This is a genomic window from Flintibacter sp. HCN-6482 (assembly GCF_037892565.1).
Taxonomy (GTDB): Bacteria; Bacillota; Clostridia; order Oscillospirales; family Oscillospiraceae; genus Lawsonibacter; species Lawsonibacter aceti.
On the sequence record NZ_JBBKBK010000005.1, the window covers coordinates 63,878 to 80,947 of the forward strand.

Annotated in this window: 17 protein-coding genes and 1 other RNA gene; 7 read left to right on the top strand and 11 right to left on the bottom strand. The window is 56.2% G+C overall.

Annotated features, from left to right (window positions below; all coding sequences use genetic code 11):
- Positions 1-39 precede the first annotated feature (39 nt).
- Together trhA and WKS99_RS12895 are read right to left on the bottom strand one after the other, a co-directional pair.
- Positions 40-753 (bottom strand): PAQR family membrane homeostasis protein TrhA, encoded by a 714-nt coding sequence (trhA, locus tag WKS99_RS12890; RefSeq protein WP_340406397.1) that lies wholly within the window; start codon positions 751-753, stop codon positions 40-42.
- A 162-nt stretch (positions 754-915) separates the two neighbouring features.
- The gene (locus tag WKS99_RS12895; RefSeq protein ID WP_147573351.1) at positions 916-1,086 is read right to left on the bottom strand and encodes a DUF362 domain-containing protein; all 171 of its coding nucleotides are present in this window, start codon (positions 1,084-1,086) and stop codon (positions 916-918) included.
- A 119-nt stretch (positions 1,087-1,205) separates the two neighbouring features.
- On the opposite strand from WKS99_RS12895, the gene WKS99_RS12900 reads away from it, so the two are divergent.
- Complete coding sequence (locus WKS99_RS12900; RefSeq protein WP_240288582.1) at positions 1,206-3,632, top strand: ATP-dependent Clp protease ATP-binding subunit; 2,427 nt, start codon at positions 1,206-1,208, stop codon at positions 3,630-3,632.
- Between the two features lie 69 nt (positions 3,633-3,701).
- Here WKS99_RS12900 and WKS99_RS12905 read toward each other — a convergent pair whose 3' ends face one another.
- From WKS99_RS12905 to WKS99_RS12915, 3 genes are all read right to left on the bottom strand, one after another.
- Positions 3,702-4,373 (bottom strand): hypothetical protein, encoded by a 672-nt coding sequence (locus tag WKS99_RS12905; protein WP_340406401.1) that lies wholly within the window; start codon positions 4,371-4,373, stop codon positions 3,702-3,704.
- A complete protein-coding gene (locus tag WKS99_RS12910; RefSeq protein WP_340406403.1) occupies positions 4,374-5,909 on the bottom strand; it encodes a DUF1538 domain-containing protein in 1,536 nt (511 codons plus the stop codon).
- Between the two features lie 372 nt (positions 5,910-6,281).
- Positions 6,282-7,019, bottom strand: a complete 738-nt coding sequence (locus WKS99_RS12915) for a helix-turn-helix domain-containing protein (RefSeq protein ID WP_147573354.1) — start codon at positions 7,017-7,019, stop codon at positions 6,282-6,284.
- A 285-nt stretch (positions 7,020-7,304) separates the two neighbouring features.
- On the opposite strand from WKS99_RS12915, the gene WKS99_RS12920 reads away from it, so the two are divergent.
- Both WKS99_RS12920 and WKS99_RS12925 read left to right on the top strand, forming a co-directional pair.
- Positions 7,305-7,778, top strand: coding sequence for a sporulation initiation factor Spo0A C-terminal domain-containing protein (locus WKS99_RS12920; protein ID WP_147573355.1), 474 nt, complete (start codon positions 7,305-7,307; stop codon positions 7,776-7,778).
- Between the two features lie 36 nt (positions 7,779-7,814).
- Positions 7,815-8,714, top strand: coding sequence for a PAS domain-containing protein (locus tag WKS99_RS12925; RefSeq protein WP_243201030.1), 900 nt, complete (start codon positions 7,815-7,817; stop codon positions 8,712-8,714).
- Positions 8,715-9,209: 495 nt separating this feature from the next.
- On the opposite strand, the gene WKS99_RS12930 is transcribed toward WKS99_RS12925, so the two are convergent.
- The 5 genes from WKS99_RS12930 to WKS99_RS12950 all read right to left on the bottom strand — a co-directional run bounded on the left by WKS99_RS12930 (position 9,210) and on the right by WKS99_RS12950 (position 11,795).
- On the bottom strand, positions 9,210-9,488 hold the full coding sequence (locus tag WKS99_RS12930) for a hypothetical protein (protein ID WP_340406408.1): 279 nt from the start codon (positions 9,486-9,488) through the stop codon (positions 9,210-9,212).
- Positions 9,443-9,807, bottom strand: a transfer-messenger RNA (tmRNA) gene (gene ssrA, locus WKS99_RS12935). Before ssrA ends, WKS99_RS12930 begins: the two co-directional genes overlap by 46 nt.
- Positions 9,808-10,040: 233 nt before the next feature.
- Positions 10,041-10,562, bottom strand: coding sequence for a peptidylprolyl isomerase (locus tag WKS99_RS12940; protein WP_186853135.1), 522 nt, complete (start codon positions 10,560-10,562; stop codon positions 10,041-10,043).
- 27 nt (positions 10,563-10,589) lie between these two features.
- On the bottom strand, positions 10,590-11,051 hold the full coding sequence (gene smpB, locus WKS99_RS12945; RefSeq protein ID WP_147573357.1) for an SsrA-binding protein SmpB: 462 nt from the start codon (positions 11,049-11,051) through the stop codon (positions 10,590-10,592).
- Positions 11,052-11,123: 72 nt separating this feature from the next.
- Positions 11,124-11,795, bottom strand: a complete 672-nt coding sequence (locus WKS99_RS12950) for a thiamine diphosphokinase (RefSeq protein ID WP_147573358.1) — start codon at positions 11,793-11,795, stop codon at positions 11,124-11,126.
- Between the two features lie 282 nt (positions 11,796-12,077).
- Between WKS99_RS12950 and WKS99_RS12955 the strand changes: the two genes are divergently transcribed.
- Genes WKS99_RS12955 through WKS99_RS12965 form a run of 3 tightly spaced genes read left to right on the top strand, consistent with a single transcriptional unit; the run spans position 12,078 to position 15,491 of the window.
- Complete coding sequence (locus tag WKS99_RS12955) at positions 12,078-13,217, top strand: cysteine desulfurase family protein (RefSeq protein WP_340406412.1); 1,140 nt, start codon at positions 12,078-12,080, stop codon at positions 13,215-13,217.
- Positions 13,218-13,246: 29 nt separating this feature from the next.
- On the top strand, positions 13,247-14,635 hold the full coding sequence (locus tag WKS99_RS12960; protein ID WP_186853132.1) for an MATE family efflux transporter: 1,389 nt from the start codon (positions 13,247-13,249) through the stop codon (positions 14,633-14,635).
- A gap of 13 nt (positions 14,636-14,648) precedes the next feature.
- The gene (locus WKS99_RS12965) at positions 14,649-15,491 is read left to right on the top strand and encodes an MBL fold metallo-hydrolase (RefSeq protein WP_147573360.1); all 843 of its coding nucleotides are present in this window, start codon (positions 14,649-14,651) and stop codon (positions 15,489-15,491) included.
- Positions 15,492-15,526: 35 nt separating this feature from the next.
- Here WKS99_RS12965 and WKS99_RS12970 read toward each other — a convergent pair whose 3' ends face one another.
- Entirely contained in the window at positions 15,527-15,682 is a 156-nt protein-coding gene (locus WKS99_RS12970; protein WP_186853131.1) for a hypothetical protein, read from the bottom strand.
- A 315-nt stretch (positions 15,683-15,997) separates the two neighbouring features.
- Between WKS99_RS12970 and hrcA the strand changes: the two genes are divergently transcribed.
- On the top strand, positions 15,998-17,065 hold the full coding sequence (gene hrcA, locus WKS99_RS12975; protein WP_147573361.1) for a heat-inducible transcriptional repressor HrcA: 1,068 nt from the start codon (positions 15,998-16,000) through the stop codon (positions 17,063-17,065).
- Positions 17,066-17,070: the final 5 nt, after the last annotated feature.

The window sequence follows — 17,070 nt, forward strand, 5'->3', positions numbered from 1 at the left end:
CCCTTGGGGGCGTCCCGCTCTCCTGTCTGGTATTCAAATTTATAACAACTGATACATCATCACAAAGTGGCAGATACTACCTAGCAGGATAAAGACGTGAAATATCTCATGACAGCCAAAGCGGGGGTTATTTCGGCCGGGCCACTTGACCGCATAGAGTACACCGCCCACTGTGTACATGGCAGCCCCCATCATGAGCCAAAAGAAGCAAACGGAGGACAGGGCGATGCGGATGGGGCCGATGGCGAAGATGGCCAGCCAGCCCATGAACAGGTAGATCGCGCTGGTGAGCCAGCGGGGGATGGAGAGCTTGGTGATGGTCAGTATCATACCTACCACCCCCACACTCCACACCAGAGCCAGCAGGACGGGGCCACCGCTGTCCCGAAGGGCGGTCAAGCACAGAGGAGTATAGCTGCCAGCGATAAGAAGGTAGATGGAGCAGTGGTCATATTTCCGCAGAGCGAGGCGGCCGGGCACCGATACCCGCAGGCAGTGGTACAGAGTGCTGGCTGTGTAGAGGCAGACCATAGACAACCCGTAGACAGCCATTAGTCCAAAGACAAGCCCGTTTCCCTCGGCGGCAGTCCGGAGGAGAAGGTATATCGTTCCAGCCAGGGACAATACGGCGCCGGCTCCATGAGTGATGGCTGACCAGGGGCGTAAGCCGTCATAGGGATCCCGGACTTCCCGTCTCCGCCGGGGGACGGAGGGAAAGAGAGGGGGCTGAACGGTTATGGTATCAGGACGCATAGAGATCGCTCCTTTCAAGGTCAGGAAAGGCTGTTTTCTTAATACCAGTATATCCGTTTCACAGCAAAATATCAATGTGAAATATGACTAAATATAATATTTAAAATTAGATTATAAGATATAAAAAATAACGCCGGAGTATTCCGGCGTTACTTTTTGTGATTAGCCCTCAGTAATAGCATTCATGGGGCAGGTGCCAGCGCAGGAACCACAGTCCAGGCAGGCACCAGCGTCGATCACATAGTGGTCATCGCCCTGAGAAATGGCGCCCACGGGGCAGGCATCCGCGCAGGAACCACAGCTGATGCAAGCATCACCGATCACATAAGCCATGTTAAGTACACCTCCATCAAATTGTACCTACATTTTAACACAACTTTTGAAAAATGCAATGCTAATTTTTAGAAAAGAGGGAAACCTTAATAAAGATTTTAGACCGAGGTGATCTTTCTATGGCAGACAGCCAGTTTACTTCTACCGCCCTAGGGGCCATCCGCCTGGCCCAAGAGAATGCCGCCCGCCTGGGACACAGCTATGTGGGCTGTGAACATCTGCTGCTGGGGCTGGCCAGCCAGGAGTACAGCCCCGCTGCCTGTGCTCTGCGTAAGGCTGGGGCAGACAGCCATACCCTCCGCTGCGCGATTGGCCAGCGGGTTGGGATCGGAGTGCCCGCCCGCTCCCTCCATCAAGGACTGACGCCCAACTGCTGTCAGGCGATTCGGGGTGCGGTGGGGGAGAGCCGCCGACTGGGTCATGGGGCGGTGAACTCAGAGCACCTGCTGCTGGGGTTACTGGGGGACGGGCAAAATGGCGCCATCCGCCTGTTGACCGACTGTGGTGTGGAACCGGCCCAGCTGTACCGACAAGTGGCCGCCTCCCTAGGCGGAGAGGAGCTGCCACCCAGAACCAGAGCACGGGAGCCGGAGGCGAGGACTGCCTCCGACACCAGGCAACTGGACCAGTGCGCCCGGGATCTGACTCGAATGGCCGCCGAGGGAAGGCTGGACCCGGTTATCGGACGGGAGGAGGAGCTGGCCCGAGTGATTCAAATTCTGTCCCGGCGGACCAAAAACAACCCGGCCCTCATCGGGGAGCCGGGAGTGGGCAAGACTGCCGTGGCCGAGGGGCTGGCCTTAGCCATTGCGGACGGGACCGCTCCTGCCCACCTGCTGGGCAGGAGAGTGTGCGCCCTTGACTTGTCTTCCATGGTAGCGGGCACCAAATATCGGGGAGAATTTGAGGAGAAGCTGAAGCATGTCCTGAACGAAGTCCGCCGGGCGGGCAACATCATCCTGTTCATTGATGAGCTCCACACCATCGTGGGGGCGGGCTCTGCCGAAGGTGCTATTGACGCGGCCAATATTCTAAAGCCCGCCCTGGCGCGGGGGGAGATACAAGTCATCGGAGCCACCACTTTGGACGAATATCGTCGGCATATCGAAAAGGACTCCGCCTTGGAGCGCCGCTTCCAGCCGGTCACAGTGCGGGAACCCAGCCGGGACCAGGCTCTGGCCATTTTGAGAGGGCTCCGGGGCCGGTACGAGAGCCACCACCACCTGACGATCACGGATGAGGCGCTGGCGGCGGCGGTGGACCTATCGATCCGCTATCTGCCCCAGCGGTTTTTGCCCGACAAGGCCATCGACCTTGTAGATGAGGCCGCCTCCAGAGCCCGCTTGGACCGTCAGGCCCTGCCCCCAGAGCTGAAAGAGCTGGAGGATAGAGCCGCCCAGGCGGGCCGGCAGATGGGCCGGGCCATCCAGGACCAGGACTTTGAGCGGGCGGCGCTCCTCCGAGACGCGGAGGGGGACTTCCGCCGCCAGCTGAGAGAGGGAAAGGAGCGGTGGCAGGCAGCCCAGAAGCCCCGTCAGGTGGAGGAGAGCCACATTCGGGCAGTGCTGACCCAGTGGACTGGCGTTCCGGTCACCGATCCGGACGAAGCGGACAAGAAGGCTCTGTCTACGCTGGAGAAGGAGCTGAACCGCACTCTGCTGGGCCAGGACCGGGCGGTGGAGGCGGTGACAAAGGCTATCCGCCGGGGGCGCCTGGGGCTGAAGGACCCCCGCCGGCCAGTGGGCTGTTTCCTGCTGCTGGGCCCCAGTGGAGTGGGCAAGACCCAGCTATGCCGAAGCCTGGCTTCCGCCCTCTTCGGCAGCCAGGAGGCCCTGCTCCGCTTTGATATGTCTGAGTATATGGAGGCCCACAGCGTGTCCCGCCTTATCGGTTCGCCTCCCGGCTACGTGGGCCATGAGGAGGGGGGGCAGCTCACCGAGCGTGTGCGGAAAAATCCATGGTCTGTGGTACTGCTGGACGAGCTGGAGAAGGCACACCGTGACGTGTGGTCCATTCTGCTTCAAGTCATGGAGGAGGGGGTGCTCACTGACGCCCAGGGCCGCCGAACCGACTTCCGAAACACAGTGCTGGTCATGACCTCCAACCTGGGGGCGCGCCGCTTCGGAAAAAGCCAGAGTCTTGGCTTCCACACCGGAGGACAGGCGGAGCGGGAGGAGCTGGAGCGGGCCGTCCTGGCCGACGCCCGGTCCACCTTTGCCCCGGAGTTTCTCAACCGGCTGGATGCCACCTTGGTGTTCCATCCCCTGGAGCGGGATACGTTGGGGCAGATCGCCCGGCAAGTCCTGTTAGAGACAGGGGCCCGCCTATCAAAGCTGGGAGTGACCATGGAGGTAGAGGACCAGGCGGTTGCGCTGCTGGCGGACCGGGGCGCCGACAGGGAGTATGGAGCCCGGCCCCTGCGTAGGGCCGTTTCTACCCTGGTGGAGGACCCGGCGGCAGATTTGATCCTGGCAGGAAAATTGAAGCAGGGGGATACCCTGAGGGTCATGGCCCAGGAGGGGCAGGTACGGGTACAGCTGGTATAGCACTGGCCTGCGGAGATGGAAAAAAAGACGGCCCCCGGTCCTTTCTGGTCCGGGGGCGTTTCTGTGAAATCAGCCCAGCCGCACGATATGATCGATGGGCAGGGAACAAAGTACGCTCTGGGCTGGACTGCGTAAGCCGTGCTGGACGTTGACCGCCTCCATGATGGAAGCGCGCCTGTCAGTGGGTACCACGATGGCAACGATCTCACGTTCCGCCTTTAGATCAGTGTCATAGGCCTCCTCCAGCAGCTCAAGTCCGGCCAGACGGGCCTTTATGACTGTGCCGCCGCGGGCCCCGTGCTCTTTGGCAGTGGCCATGACATCGTCCGCGCTGCCACGACTGCAGGCCACCAGAATCAAGCTGTTTTCTGTGTGCTCCATAGGGACTTCCCCTCCTTTTTCCCTCTTTGCGCCCTCGCTTTGAAAATTGACCACGGCGGCGGTCAAACTGTTCAGTCCGCTGAGGGGCAGATCAAAGACAATGCCGCTGGAGCCAGTGCTTCCACGCAGGTCGCTGTCCAGATCATACAGCAGCCGAGCGGCGGTCTGGCGGGTGGCAAAGCTGAAGACCACATCCTTTTCGCTGGAGCCTAGGCCCAGGATATCCATGATCTCCGAGGTGGCGGTTCCCCTCCCGGCGCACTGGAGATGGAGGGACACCTGACGGCTGGCATACAGCTTTTCCATAGTCACGCCCCGGCCGCGCTCTACGATGGATACGATCAGACTGACTGCGTCCATTCAAGCCCCCTCCTTTCCGTCAAAATAGAGAATGACATCCTCTACCTGTTCCATGCGGTGCCGGAACCGGCGGCGGGCCAGGCTGTGCCGGACCACACTGGACAGACCCATGATCTGAATGGTCACCAGAGGGGTCATAGCTACCATAGCCACGATGCCGAAGGCATCAGTCATCACATCCCCGCCCAGGGCCTGACAGGCCCCCTGAGCAAAGGGAAGGAGAAAGGTGGCCGTCATGGGGCCGCTGGCTACACCGCCGGAGTCAAAGGCAATACCGGTAAAAATAGGTGGGACAAAGAAGGTGAGCCCCAGGGAGATGGCATAACCTGGGATCAGCAGCCAAAAGATATTGAGACCGGTGAGCACCCGCAGCATGGCCAGACCCACGGAAACACAGACGCCGATAGACAGGGCGTGGCCCATGGCCTTATGTGTGATAGAGCCATTAGAGACCTCCTCCACCTGCTTGGTAAGGACGGCCACGGCGGGCTCGGCCTTGACGATATAATAGCCGATGACCATTCCGATGGGGACCAGCAGCCAGCGGTTGGGGCTGGAAGCTACGGTGGCACCAATGAGCTGGCCGGCGGGCATGAAGCCCACATTGACCCCGCACAGGAACAGGACCAGCCCTAGATAGGTGTAGACAAGGCCCAGACCGATCCGGAGCAGCTCGTTCCCCTTGAACCGGCGGGTGACGACCTGAAACACTAGGAACAGGCCGGCGATAGGAATAAGAGCGACGGCCACTTCCCGGAAGTAAGCCGGGAGTGAAACCCAAAAGTATTGGGCAGCCTCTAGTGTGGTGGATACGTCCGGGATGGAAGTGGTGTGGGGCACAGCCTGCTCAGGGCGGTAGATACTACCAAGTAGCAGTACGGACAGGATGGGACCGATGGAGCAGAGAGAAACCAGGCCAAAGCTATCGCTGGCGGAGTTTTTATCGCTGCGGGTGGAGGCAATACCTACGCCAAGGGCCATGATGAACGGTACTGTGATAGGTCCAGTGGTGACGCCACCAGAGTCGAAGGAAACGGGGATAAAGTTGGCGGGCGCGAGGGCTGCCAGGGCAAAGACGATAAAGTAGAAGACCAGGAGCAGTCGGCGCAGAGGGACAGCCATACGGATACGCATGGCGGCAATCACCAGGAATATTCCCACACCAATGGCCACGGTCCAGATTAGGACCGGGTTGTCGATGGACGGGACCTGCTCCGCCAGGACTTGCAGGTCTGGTTCCGCTACCGTGGCGAGTACACCCAGGAGAAAGTAGAGGACGATGGGGACGATCAGGTGTCTGGCCCGGCTCACTTCTACGCCCACTCCCTCACCCATGGGGGTCATGGACATATCCACACCCAGAGTAAAGAAGCCCATGCCGCCGATGAGCAAAATGGCGCCGAACAGGAATAGGACCAACGTGCCTGGATCGAGGGGCGCAATGGAGATGGAAAGGAGAAACACGATGGCCGTGATGGGCAGGACAGAGGAGAGGGACTCCTTATTTTTCTCCTGTAGCTGTTTGTTCAAGCGCACGGTCAGGCCTCCTTTCAAACGACTTGATTCCATTATACTGGAGGAAGAAAAATAAAACAGCAATCTTTATATTATCTTAATATGATTTAGACGGTTTTTATGGGGTATATGTGATAAAAACCGGAACAGCCAGCTGACCGATCCGGTTATCTTACGGGTAGTTGCGCCCAGGGGATATAGTGTGTATTGCGTCTTGAGTATCTGGATAGAGGGACTGATACCGTTACGGCGCAAGAATTTTAGGTATAAAGCAAGCCTGCCTGGCCTGAACAACAGCCAGCATTTGGTCAGACCGGGGAAGGACGTTCACAGGGAACGTCCCCTGTCGGATCGGAACAGCTAACAACAGTTTATTCAGACAAGGTAGGTCATTCAGGAGGGCTCCAAAATACCATTTACTTGCCCAAGAACCGTACCAATACAGCGGAATTCGTCTGTTTCTGTTACTAAGATGTCCTCATCAATTACATTTAGAGCCCGCAGACGACACTCTCCCCTCTCTTGAAAAAGGGTACGAAGATAATAAATACCGTTGAGACAAAACAGCCCCATCTCATTGTGCCCTGCCTGCCTTCTCTGAAGGGCCAGAATATCGAATTTACGGAAGACGGGCAGATATTGGTCTACCTGAATCTGAAAGCAGAAATCGGCCCCAACCGGCAGATCCTTTCGCATGATACGCACACTGCCCAAGTTCTCTTGCATGAGAAAACCAGTGTGAAGCTTGCGTACACCAGGCAGATAACAGGGAAGGGTGAGCCGGCTTCTGGCGATTGTTCGAGTATATTCCTCGTTTACAATCAGCCGAACAAGCCGCTTCCCCTCTTCAGAAAGTGCTCTGTATTTTTTGATGGCGTCAATCTCTTCCGCGCTTAGAGCCTGGTCATAAATTTTGCTGATCCGGTTTGTTCCAAGATAATCAGAGTAAATATAGTTGGCGTCAACCTCTAAGACATTAATCAGGGAAATTAAGATGTCAGGCTTTGGGGTGCTGATTCCATTTTCATAGTTGGCAATCGCTGACGGAGTCACGCAGATTTTAGCTGCCAGCTGGGGCCTGGTGAGGCCCATTTCCTGTCTCCTCTGCCGCAATTTATCTCCTAGGCTCATATGAGCTCCTCCTTGTTAGACGCTCCAATCCTCATTTCCTGCCTTACAAATCTCTTGCAGATGAGAAAAATAGTAACAAGAAATTTGTAAAAAATGGTTGACTTTCAAAGATGTTTGTTGTAAGCTAAAACCGTTGTTCGTGATACGTGGACGTACATACCATGAGTTGAGAACACTGAGTATATCGATAATACTAAAGCAAAAGACAGTTCCTGTCAACCCACAAATGTATGGGGCTGCCGTGAGAGTAGTGAGAAAATTATTACTGAAAGGATATTTTAGATTATGCTGCAGAATGAAATCGTGGATATCCTATTGCGTGCAGGGATTCCGGCTAATACAAAAGGATTCACATATATTCACGACGCTTTGGAACTCATGGATAAAGATTCCTACTATTTTTCTGGTAAAGTTTGTGTGTTATACGCAAAGATAGCCAAACAGAATGGAGCGACTCCGGGGCAAGTTGAACGTGCGATACGCTATGCCTTTGAGGGGGCTCTGACGCGCGGGGATCTGGAGTCGGTGGAGCAGTATCTGGACCCTATCAACACTAGAAATTCCAATGAACTGAAAGTCTTATTCCTTCGTTGGAGACAAGAGACACATCCAATGGGAGACAGTTCATGTGATGCCATGTCAGTATGCCGCGCGCAGATATACAACGAGATTTTAGACGAGATGAATGCTCTGACCTTCAAAATTCAACAGGCTGTCTCAAACATCGGAGCTGAAAATATAGCGATGCAAGGTCAATGATACTCGATCTCGAAATTAGGAGAGAGATATGTGAGAATGAAAAGTGATTTAAAAATGCCAGCCTCTTGGCGTTTTTCCGCCCATAAGCATGGTGCGCATAGGGAACTGGAGCGTTGTGTAGAAAAAGCAATGCTGAACTTGTTAAGTGAATGTATGTTTGGCGGTATTATGATTACCTATAATACTCCGGATTTTCCCCTCTATTACATAGATGACCGGATGCTGTCTTTTCTGGATTACCCAAACCAGACGGACTTTGCCACCGCAATTAAAGGTGCTGTGATCAACTGCGTTCGGGCCGAGGATCGGGAGAGCTTGCGGAGTGAAATTGCACAGGCCCTTATGAGTGGAAACAGTTACACAACAACTTATAGAATGCTATGCAGAGATAAAGGCTATATCTGGGTGAAAGAGACAGGGGTACAGACGGTTCTGCCGAATGGGGAGTCAGTGCTGGTCAGCCTATGCTTAGATATCACTGGCCAAGTGGAGGCGCAGGCTGAGTTGGAATCCATCGTTCAGTGTCCTATGGGTGGAATTTTCCGCGCCAGAATGGACCGGGATTTTACCCTGATTTATGCTAACGATCACTACTATTCGCTACATGGCATTACGAGGGAGAGTCTACGCAATCGACTCAATAACGGGACGATCCATTTGGTCCATCCAGCGGATATTCCTTTTATTGAGCGGCGGCTGCACAAAGCCGTGGAACAGAAGGAGCAAACGGTTAGCTTAGAATACCGTGTCGTCCGTCCCGATGGAGAGGTCGTGTGGCTGCTGATGAACGGCTCATTGTCTGAGCAACAGGGGAATATGCTTCTCACAGGTATGGTTATTGACATTTCTCATCAGAAGTTCATGGAGGAACGTCTGTGTTGTAAAAGTCGGCGGCAGCGCGCGCTGTGTGCCAGGGATCATGATTCCTCCAATTAAAGTGGACCTCTGTCCAGCCTAAGCATATGTTTGCCACCATCGGAGAAAGGGAGGGCGTTGGGCTGCAAAATCGGCGTACAAAATATCTGGAAAAAACAGCAGGTAGTGACACAGCAGCCATATTGAAAAGCCGGACAACATGTTAGGCTGAGGAGAGATTCATGAGCGGCATATTGAGGAACGCTGCCTAGAACGAATTGCGACTTGTTTCAACCAGTCCCGTTTCGTTCTGCAAAGAGCGGTTAAAATCGATATTTTTAGCCTTGGGACTGTTAGAAGAAATACACCGCCTATCGGGCCCTTCTGGGCCGTGCGCCGAGCGGCGCGTAAATTCCCGGCCTGCGGCCGAGAATTGCGCAGGGGCAGCTCTGCCGACCGCTAGCATTAAAATTCCGGAGGGTTTCGGCCGACTTAGGCGGCCGAAACCCAAAAAGAAAGACATCTGCTGAAAGCAGATGTCTTTCTTTTTGGCAAGGGGTAACAATCCAAATCCTCTCAGGTCGGTCGAACTCTCTTGGATTCAAATTTGCAATTTTTCTTGAGAAGCATCCAACCGGCCTTCTGGCCGGCGGCGCCTTTGCGCCGTACAAGCGTTTTGCCACAGGCAAAACCTTGGCGCAGGGCGAATTCACTTCGCCCGAGCATTTCAATCACCGAAGGGTGGAGCGGCCAACGGGAGCGAAACCCAAAAGAAAATGCGACTTGTCGAAACAAGCCGCATTTTCTTTTGGTGGAGGCGGGGAGAGTTGAACTCCCGTCCGAAAACACATTCATGGGAACTTCTCCGGGCGCAGACGGTTATTACAGGAGTCTTGCTCTCCCCGTTCCCTTCGCTTCAGGCAAGCCGTCACGCCTGAAGGTCAGGTGAGCTTCATGATGCATGGCCGGCTCAAAGCTTTGCCGGCTCACGTCCGCCACTAAGCGACGCCTGATCCGGGCTCGTGGCCCTTCCCGGTCAGACGGCTGCCTTTAATTAGGCAGCGTAAGCGTAGTTGTCGTTCTTTAATTTATAAAGAATGCCCGTTTTAAGGTGGCCAGGCGCCACCGCCCGCTATTCCCACTGCAGCGTCCCCGTCGAAACCGGTACGCCCCCTCGTCGTCGCAAAGTCCAGCCAACTCCGCTTCCCATAATGGCGAAAACTTCGTTCGCTCCCTTATTCCTCCTCTCCAAAACGGATCCGCTGCACTGGGTTCCATTTTGGACAGCGGCTTTGCCGCCAGAAAAAGAAAACGTATGCAGTGTGGTTTGCTTGAGGGATTCAGTGAAATCAGACCGTACCGGCACGGCTGGCGCGCCGGTACGGATGCGCTTACTCAAGGACTATATTATACTTTCTCCGGTTCAGGGTACTCCACACCAAAGGTGTCAACGGTAACCGACTTCATCCTCTGGTCCTGACGGGGCCGGTCATTCCAATCTGTCTTGCTGTTTACGATGGCGTCAGCCACCTCCATGCCCTCAAAGACCTTGCCAAAGGCGGCATAGCTGCCGTCCAGGTGGGGAGCCTTCTCGACCATAATGAAAAACTGACTGCCGGCGGAGTCGGGGGCCATGGCCCGAGCCATGGACAGCACACCCCGGTCGTGGGCCAAGTCGTTCTTTACACCGTTCTGGCTGAACTCGCCCTTGATGGAGTAGCCGGGACCGCCCATACCAGTGCCTTGGGGGCAACCACCCTGGATCATGAATCCGGGGATACAGCGGTGGAAGATCAGCCCGTTATAAAAGCCCTTGCGGACCAGGCTGATGAAATTGTTGACGCTGTTGGGGGCCACCTCAGGATAGAGCTCCGCCTTCATGACGCCGCCGTCTTCCATTTCGATGGTGACAATGGGATTCTGTGCCATATCTGTCATCCTTTCTGATAGTACCGGTCACCGGTTCCTTGTCTTCATCGCCCGGTCTATTTCCCGCTTGGCGTCCCGCTTGGCGGAGGACTCCCGCTTGTCATAGAGCTTCTTGCCCTTAGCAAGCCCCAGCTCCAGTTTGACCCGGGGACCCTTGAAATAGACGGACAGGGGGATGAGGGAGTAGCCGTCCTGCTGGATTCGGCCGGAGAGCCGCAGGATCTCCCGCCGGTGCATAAGCAGCCGGCGGGGCCGGCGGGGGTCCTTATTAAAAATATTGCCCTTTTCATATGGACTGATGTGCATACCCAGGACAGACAGCTGCCCCTCCTTGATGATGCAGAAGGAATCCTTCAGATTCACATTGCCCAGCCGGATAGACTTGACCTCGGTGCCCGCCAGTTCAATGCCGGCCTCAAATTTCTCTTCCACAAAGTAGTCGTGGTAGGCCTTGCTGTTTTTGGCGACGACCTTGACCGCTTCGCCCACTGGGGACACCTCCTCTCCCTCAAGATCAGGGAACAACTATACCATAGGATAGCCCAAAAGGCAAGGAAAAAGTCAAGGATTGGGCCACAGTTTGGGCAGCTGGGAGTAAAAATTCCCCGATTCCTCCCACAGCAGCAGGAGAGAACCATGCCTTACAGACACCGTGGCCTCTGTGCCCAGAAACTCATTGCTGACCCCAATGGGGAAACTGCCCTCCATTTGATACTGGTCCAGCGGAAATTTGAGCCCAGTGAGGGTGACCCCCTCCGCTGTTCCGCTGTTGCAGAACACAGATAGATAGCCAGACATGGAGGCGGGGAAGGTGAGGGAACTGTTCCGGAGGGCGGTGGCCGCTGTTTTTTCGCCTGCCAGGAATCCGTGGGCCCCCTGGGTAGTCAGCCAGTCCAGCAGCTGGAGGTTGCCAAGGGTGTGCTCCAGCCGGCCACCCACGCCGCCCAGCAGAACGAATCGCCGGTAGCCCAGCTCCAGACCCTTACGAAGAGCGTAGACCATGTCAGTATCATCCTTCTCCGCTGGGAGCTGGATCACGTTGGGATGGGAGGGGGTGCGACCCAGGGAATCAAAGTCGCCCACCACAAGGTCAGGTGTGACGCCGTAGGCCATCAGGGAGTCATAGCCACGGTCGGCGGCGATGACGTAGTCCCCCGGAGCGGGGTAGGGGCGCAGAGAGGGGGACAGGGACATGGCCCCCACCACATAACAGATGCGTTGGTTATTGGTCATGATAAAACCTTCTTTTTCAGAGAGCATAAGAGGCCCGGAGAAGACCGGGAGAACCCTTGAGCGATTTTTTCTCATTATACCACAAAGAGGTCTCCTTGTGGAGAGTATATTCCTGGAGAAGAAAAAATAAGTGTATCCAGGGAAGTTGTGCGGATAGGACCGATATAGAGAGAAAGTCCGGCAGCCCACTGGTCAGAGCCGGTCTACGCCGCCTTGACTTTCCTCCAGGCAGACGGTAGAATGAAGGATACTTTGAACAGATACAGACTGGGGTGGATCAGGATGATACATTATTTGGATAATGCGGCCACCACGCCGGTGCGGCCGGAGGCGGTACAGGCGGCGGTAGAGGCGATGACCAAAGGCTGGGGCAACCCCTCGTCCCGGTATGAACTGGGGACCAAGGCGGCCGCCCGGATGAAGGAGTGGCGGGGGAATGTGGCCCAAGCCCTGGGCTGCCTGCCGGAGGAGCTGTTTTTTACCTCCTGTGGCACGGAGGGGGACAACTGGGCCATCCAGTCTGCCCTGGAGGTCAATCGCCGCCGAGGAAAGCACATTATCACCACCGCCATCGAGCACGCCGCTGTGCTGGAGCCCTGCCGGGAATTGGAGCGCCGGGGCTATGAGGTGACATACCTGGAGCCGGACCGCCAGGGTAACATCACTGCCGCCCAGGTGGAGGAGGCGATGCGGCCGGACACGGCGCTGGTCTCCATGATGCTGGTTAACAATGAACTAGGCGCCATCCTGCCTGTGGGGGAGGTTGCCCAAGTCATTCGGAGGACTGGCTGCCCGGCTCTGCTCCACTGTGACGCGGTGCAGGGATTTTTGAAAATACCTTTTTCCCCCAAAAAACTGGGTGTAGACCTGCTGACAGTCAGCGGGCACAAGATCCACGCCCCTAAAGGGGTGGGGGCGCTCTATGTTCGAAAGGGGCTGAAGCTGCCTCCCATGATCTGGGGCGGAGGGCAGGAGGAGGGCCTTCGGTCGGGTACTGAGGCCACAGCTCAGATCGCGGCGTTCGCCGCCGCCGCCCGGCTGGGGCGGCAGACTCTGGAGGAGGACATGGCCCATATGGCCCGGCTGAAGGAAGAAACCGTTCGGCGGCTGGCGGAGGAAGTGCCGAAGGCGAAACTGCTGGCCCAGGGGGGCGCTCCCCACATCCTAGCCATCTCCCTGGTGGGTTATAAGAGCGAGGTGGTGGTCCGCTTCCTGAGTGACCGGGGGGTATATATCTCCTCCGGCTCCGCCTGCCACAAGGGGAAACCCAGCCACGTCTTTGCCGCCCTGAAACTGCCCAAGGGGGAACGGGACGGGGTGCTGCGGATCAGCTTTTCCTACGATACCAAGCAGGAGGACGTAGACGCCTTAATTGAGGGATTGAAAGGGGCATCGGAGAAGCTGTTCCCATCCCTGTCCTGAATGAGAAACAACGAAAAAGGAGCGTTTCCATGTTTGCCTATATGCGGAGAGGACCGAATTTTTATAAGGAGGTCGCTGCTCTGGCCGCGCCTATCATCCTCCAGGATATGATCACCAGCACCCTGAGCATGGCGGACACCTTTATGGTGGGGCTGCTGGGGGAGGAGCCGATGGCGGCGGTTACCCTAGCCAATATTCCACTGTTTGTAGTGCAGCTTTTTATTTTTGGAGTGCAGAGCGGCTCCACGGTCCTGTTGAGCCAATACTGGGGCAAACAGGACATGGAGTCTATCAATCGGATCTATGGGATGGCCCTGTGGCTGGTGATGGCAGTATCGTCTCTGTGCTCGGTCATTCTGCTGATCTGTCCGGTAGAATTTCTCAGCCTCTTTGGCAACGACCGGGCGGTGGTGGAGCTGGCCGCCCAATATGGCCGGCTGGCGGGGCTGTCCTATGTATTCAACGCCTTTTCAATGACTTATATTGCAGCCTTCCGCAGTATGGAGCATCCCCAACTGGGAATGTACATTCTGGCTACCTCTATGGCAGTGAATACCTTTTTGAACTGGGTATTTATTTTCGGAAATCTGGGAGCGCCCGCACTGGGAGTTCAAGGGGCGGCTCTGGCCACCCTCATCGCACGCGTTTTAGAGGTTGTCATCGTGGCCTGTCACATGGCTAGGAATCGGATCTTCCGGGTGCGGTGGAGACTGGTCCTGCGGCCAGGAAAGCGGCTGGCCCGTCAATTTCTGATGTGCAGTGGGCCAGTGGTGCTGAATGAAACCCTGTGGGGGCTAGGTACCTCTATGTATCCCACAGTCATGGGACATATGGCGGGCAGCACGGAGATACTGGCCGCCTATACGCTAGCAGGAAATGTAGAGAAAATATGTAAGGTAGTTTCCATGGGACTTGCCTCTACCGCGGCGATTATCATTGGCCGGGAGATCGGTGCCGGACATAAGGACAGGGTATATGGAGTGGGACTCGCCCTGAACACCTTGGCCGCCGTAGGAGGCGCGGCGCTGGGATTGGCCCTGTGGCTGGTACTGGTTTTCCTGGCGCCTACCTATGTGTTCCCGCTGTTTAAGCTCTCGGCGGGAGCGGCGGCTGCGGCCACTATGATGATTACTCTCCAGGCGGTCATCATGCCGCTGAAGGATTTTAACAGCGTGAATATTGTGGGAGTCCTCCGGGGAGGGGGAGATGTGCGGGCCACTACGCTCATTGACATTCTCCCGCTCTGGCTGGTGGCAGTACCTATGGCCGCTATATGTGGGCTGGTGTTGAAGACGGGGATCTTTTGGGTCTACCTGTCCCTGGGGGTAGAGCAGTTTTGTAAGTGCGTCGGGGGAGTGTGGAGATTAAGGAGCGGCAAGTGGATTCGAGACTTGACCCGCTCTGGAGCACTGGAATAAGGAGGAACAGGACATGAAAGTTGCCGTATTAATGGAAAATACTGCCCAGGAGGGATGCGGTCTGGTGCCGGAGCACGGCCTGTCCCTGTATATCGAATATCGGGGGAAGAGGCTGCTGCTGGATGGGGGCGCCTCAGGACGGTTTGCCGACAACGCCCAGAAGCTTGGGGTGGACCTGGCGGATGTGGACCTGGGGGTGCTGTCCCACGGCCACTATGACCACGCCGATGGCCTGCGCCGGTTCTTCCAGCTCAACCAGAGAGCCAAGGTCTATGTCCGCCCCCAGGCCGGAGGGCCCTACTTCTCCATGACAGAGGAGGGACCCAAATTTATTGGCGTCCACCGGGATATCTGGGAGGGGGCCAGAGAGCGGCTTGTCCCAGTACCGGGACCTATGGAGCTGCTGGAGGGTGGGTGGCTGCTGCCCGACGGTCCAAAGGACCCGGCCTTTATGGGAAAGGCGTCTAACCTGGTCTGCAAGCGAGGGGAGGATGACTTTGTCCCGGACGATTTCAGCCACGAGCAGTCCCTGGTGCTGGAGGGGGAGCGGGGACTGGTGGTCTTCAACTCCTGCAGCCATGGGGGCATCGTCAACATCGTGCGGGGCGTGCTGGACCAGCTGCCCGGAAAGCGGGTGCACGCCGTGGTGGGCGGACTGCATATGTATGCCAAGGGGGGGACTGGCATGAACTGCTCGCCGGAGTATGTACAGTCGGTGGCTGACGCGCTGAAGGCCCTGGGGGTGGAGCGAATCCTGACCGGCCACTGCACCGGACAGCCAGCCCTGGAGCGGCTGACGGAATACTTCGGTCCCGGCTGTCAGGGACTGTATACCGGCCAGGTGTTTACCCTATAAAAAAGAAACATGACCGCCTGTCTATGGACAGACGGTCATGTTGTTTTCTCCTCTAAAGTGGAGAGATATTGGAGCAGAATCGTTTCCACCAGGTTGGAGAGCGAGCGGTTCTCCAGCTGGGCCTGGGCGCGGAGGCGTTCTACCATGTCCTCATGAAAACGAAAGCTGTAATTCTTTTTTTCGATCCCCATAAAATCACCTCATATCTAGTGTAATACATTAGAAACATTTGTCAAGAGCCGGAGCTCTTAGCAGCAAAAGATAGAAGATGCAAAAAATTGGCGGGATTCATTTGTTTACAACAAATTCATAAAGTGCCTATTGACAATTCTGCCCCCCGGTGGTACATTATCTTTAGCACTCAGGAGTATTGAGTGCTAACGAAATGATCAAAGCGCAAGCAGGCCGGCATGAGGATATAAGACGAAGGGTCCGCGGAGCGGAGCTGTCTTGAGCCGGAACGGCCGGAAGCGCATGCCGAGATAAAAGGAACAGGGGGGGGAAACATGGAGCTGACGGATAGAAAAAGACGGATTCTTCGGGCCATCATTGAAACCTATATCGCCACCGCCGAGCCTGTGGGGTCGAAAATGGTAGCGGAGCGGGCCGGACTGGATGTGTCCAGTGCCACCATCCGGAACGAGATGGCTGATTTGACTGATATGGGCCTTTTGGAGCAGCCCCATACCTCCGCCGGACGGGTACCCTCCGCCGCGGGCTACCGGCTGTATGTCAATGAGTTGATGGGTCATCAGCAGTTGACCATGCAGGAGACTCAGCGTATCAACGAGGCGCTGAACCTGAAGATGGAGGAGCTGGATCGAGTGATCGACCGGGCGGGAAAGGTCCTATCCCAGTTCAGCGACTATCCTGTATTTACCATGGCCGCCCCCGCGGAGCGGATCACCGTCAAACGCTATGACCTGCTGAAAGTGGAAGAAAACGCCTTTATCGCCGTGGTCATGACGGACAACTCCATCGTTAAAAATAAACTCATCCATATCCCTGAGGAGGTTTCTGACACCCAGCTCCAACTGCTCTCCGCGGTTCTGAACAGTTCCTTCGTGGGACTGACCCAGGAGGAGATGGAACAGACCTTGGACAAGATGGAGACCCGCACCGCTCCAGGCGCCTTTGAGCTGATTGCCCTGGTGGTGGACTTCGCGGTGGAGATCCTGTCGGAACAGAGCAGCCAAAAGGTCCGAACTACCGGAATCACTCACTTGCTGGAACACCCGGAATACCGAAGCCTGGACAAGGCTAAACCTCTGATGAACTATCTGGCCGAGGAGAAGGATGTGGCCCGGCTGCCTGTGACAATGACCGGCGGCCAGAACATGAACATCCTGATCGGGCCGGAAAATGTCAGTGACGCGCTGAAGGACACCAGTGTGGTCATGGCCAGCTACGACATTGGAGAAAATATGAAGGGCGTCATCGGAGTGGTTGGACCCACCCGGATGGACTACGCCAAGGTCACCGCCCGCCTGTCCTATTTTGCCGACAGCCTGACCCGCATGTTCGGCAAGGGAGAGTTACCCCCGGCAGAGAAAACAGATACACAGGAGCCATAAGCAGG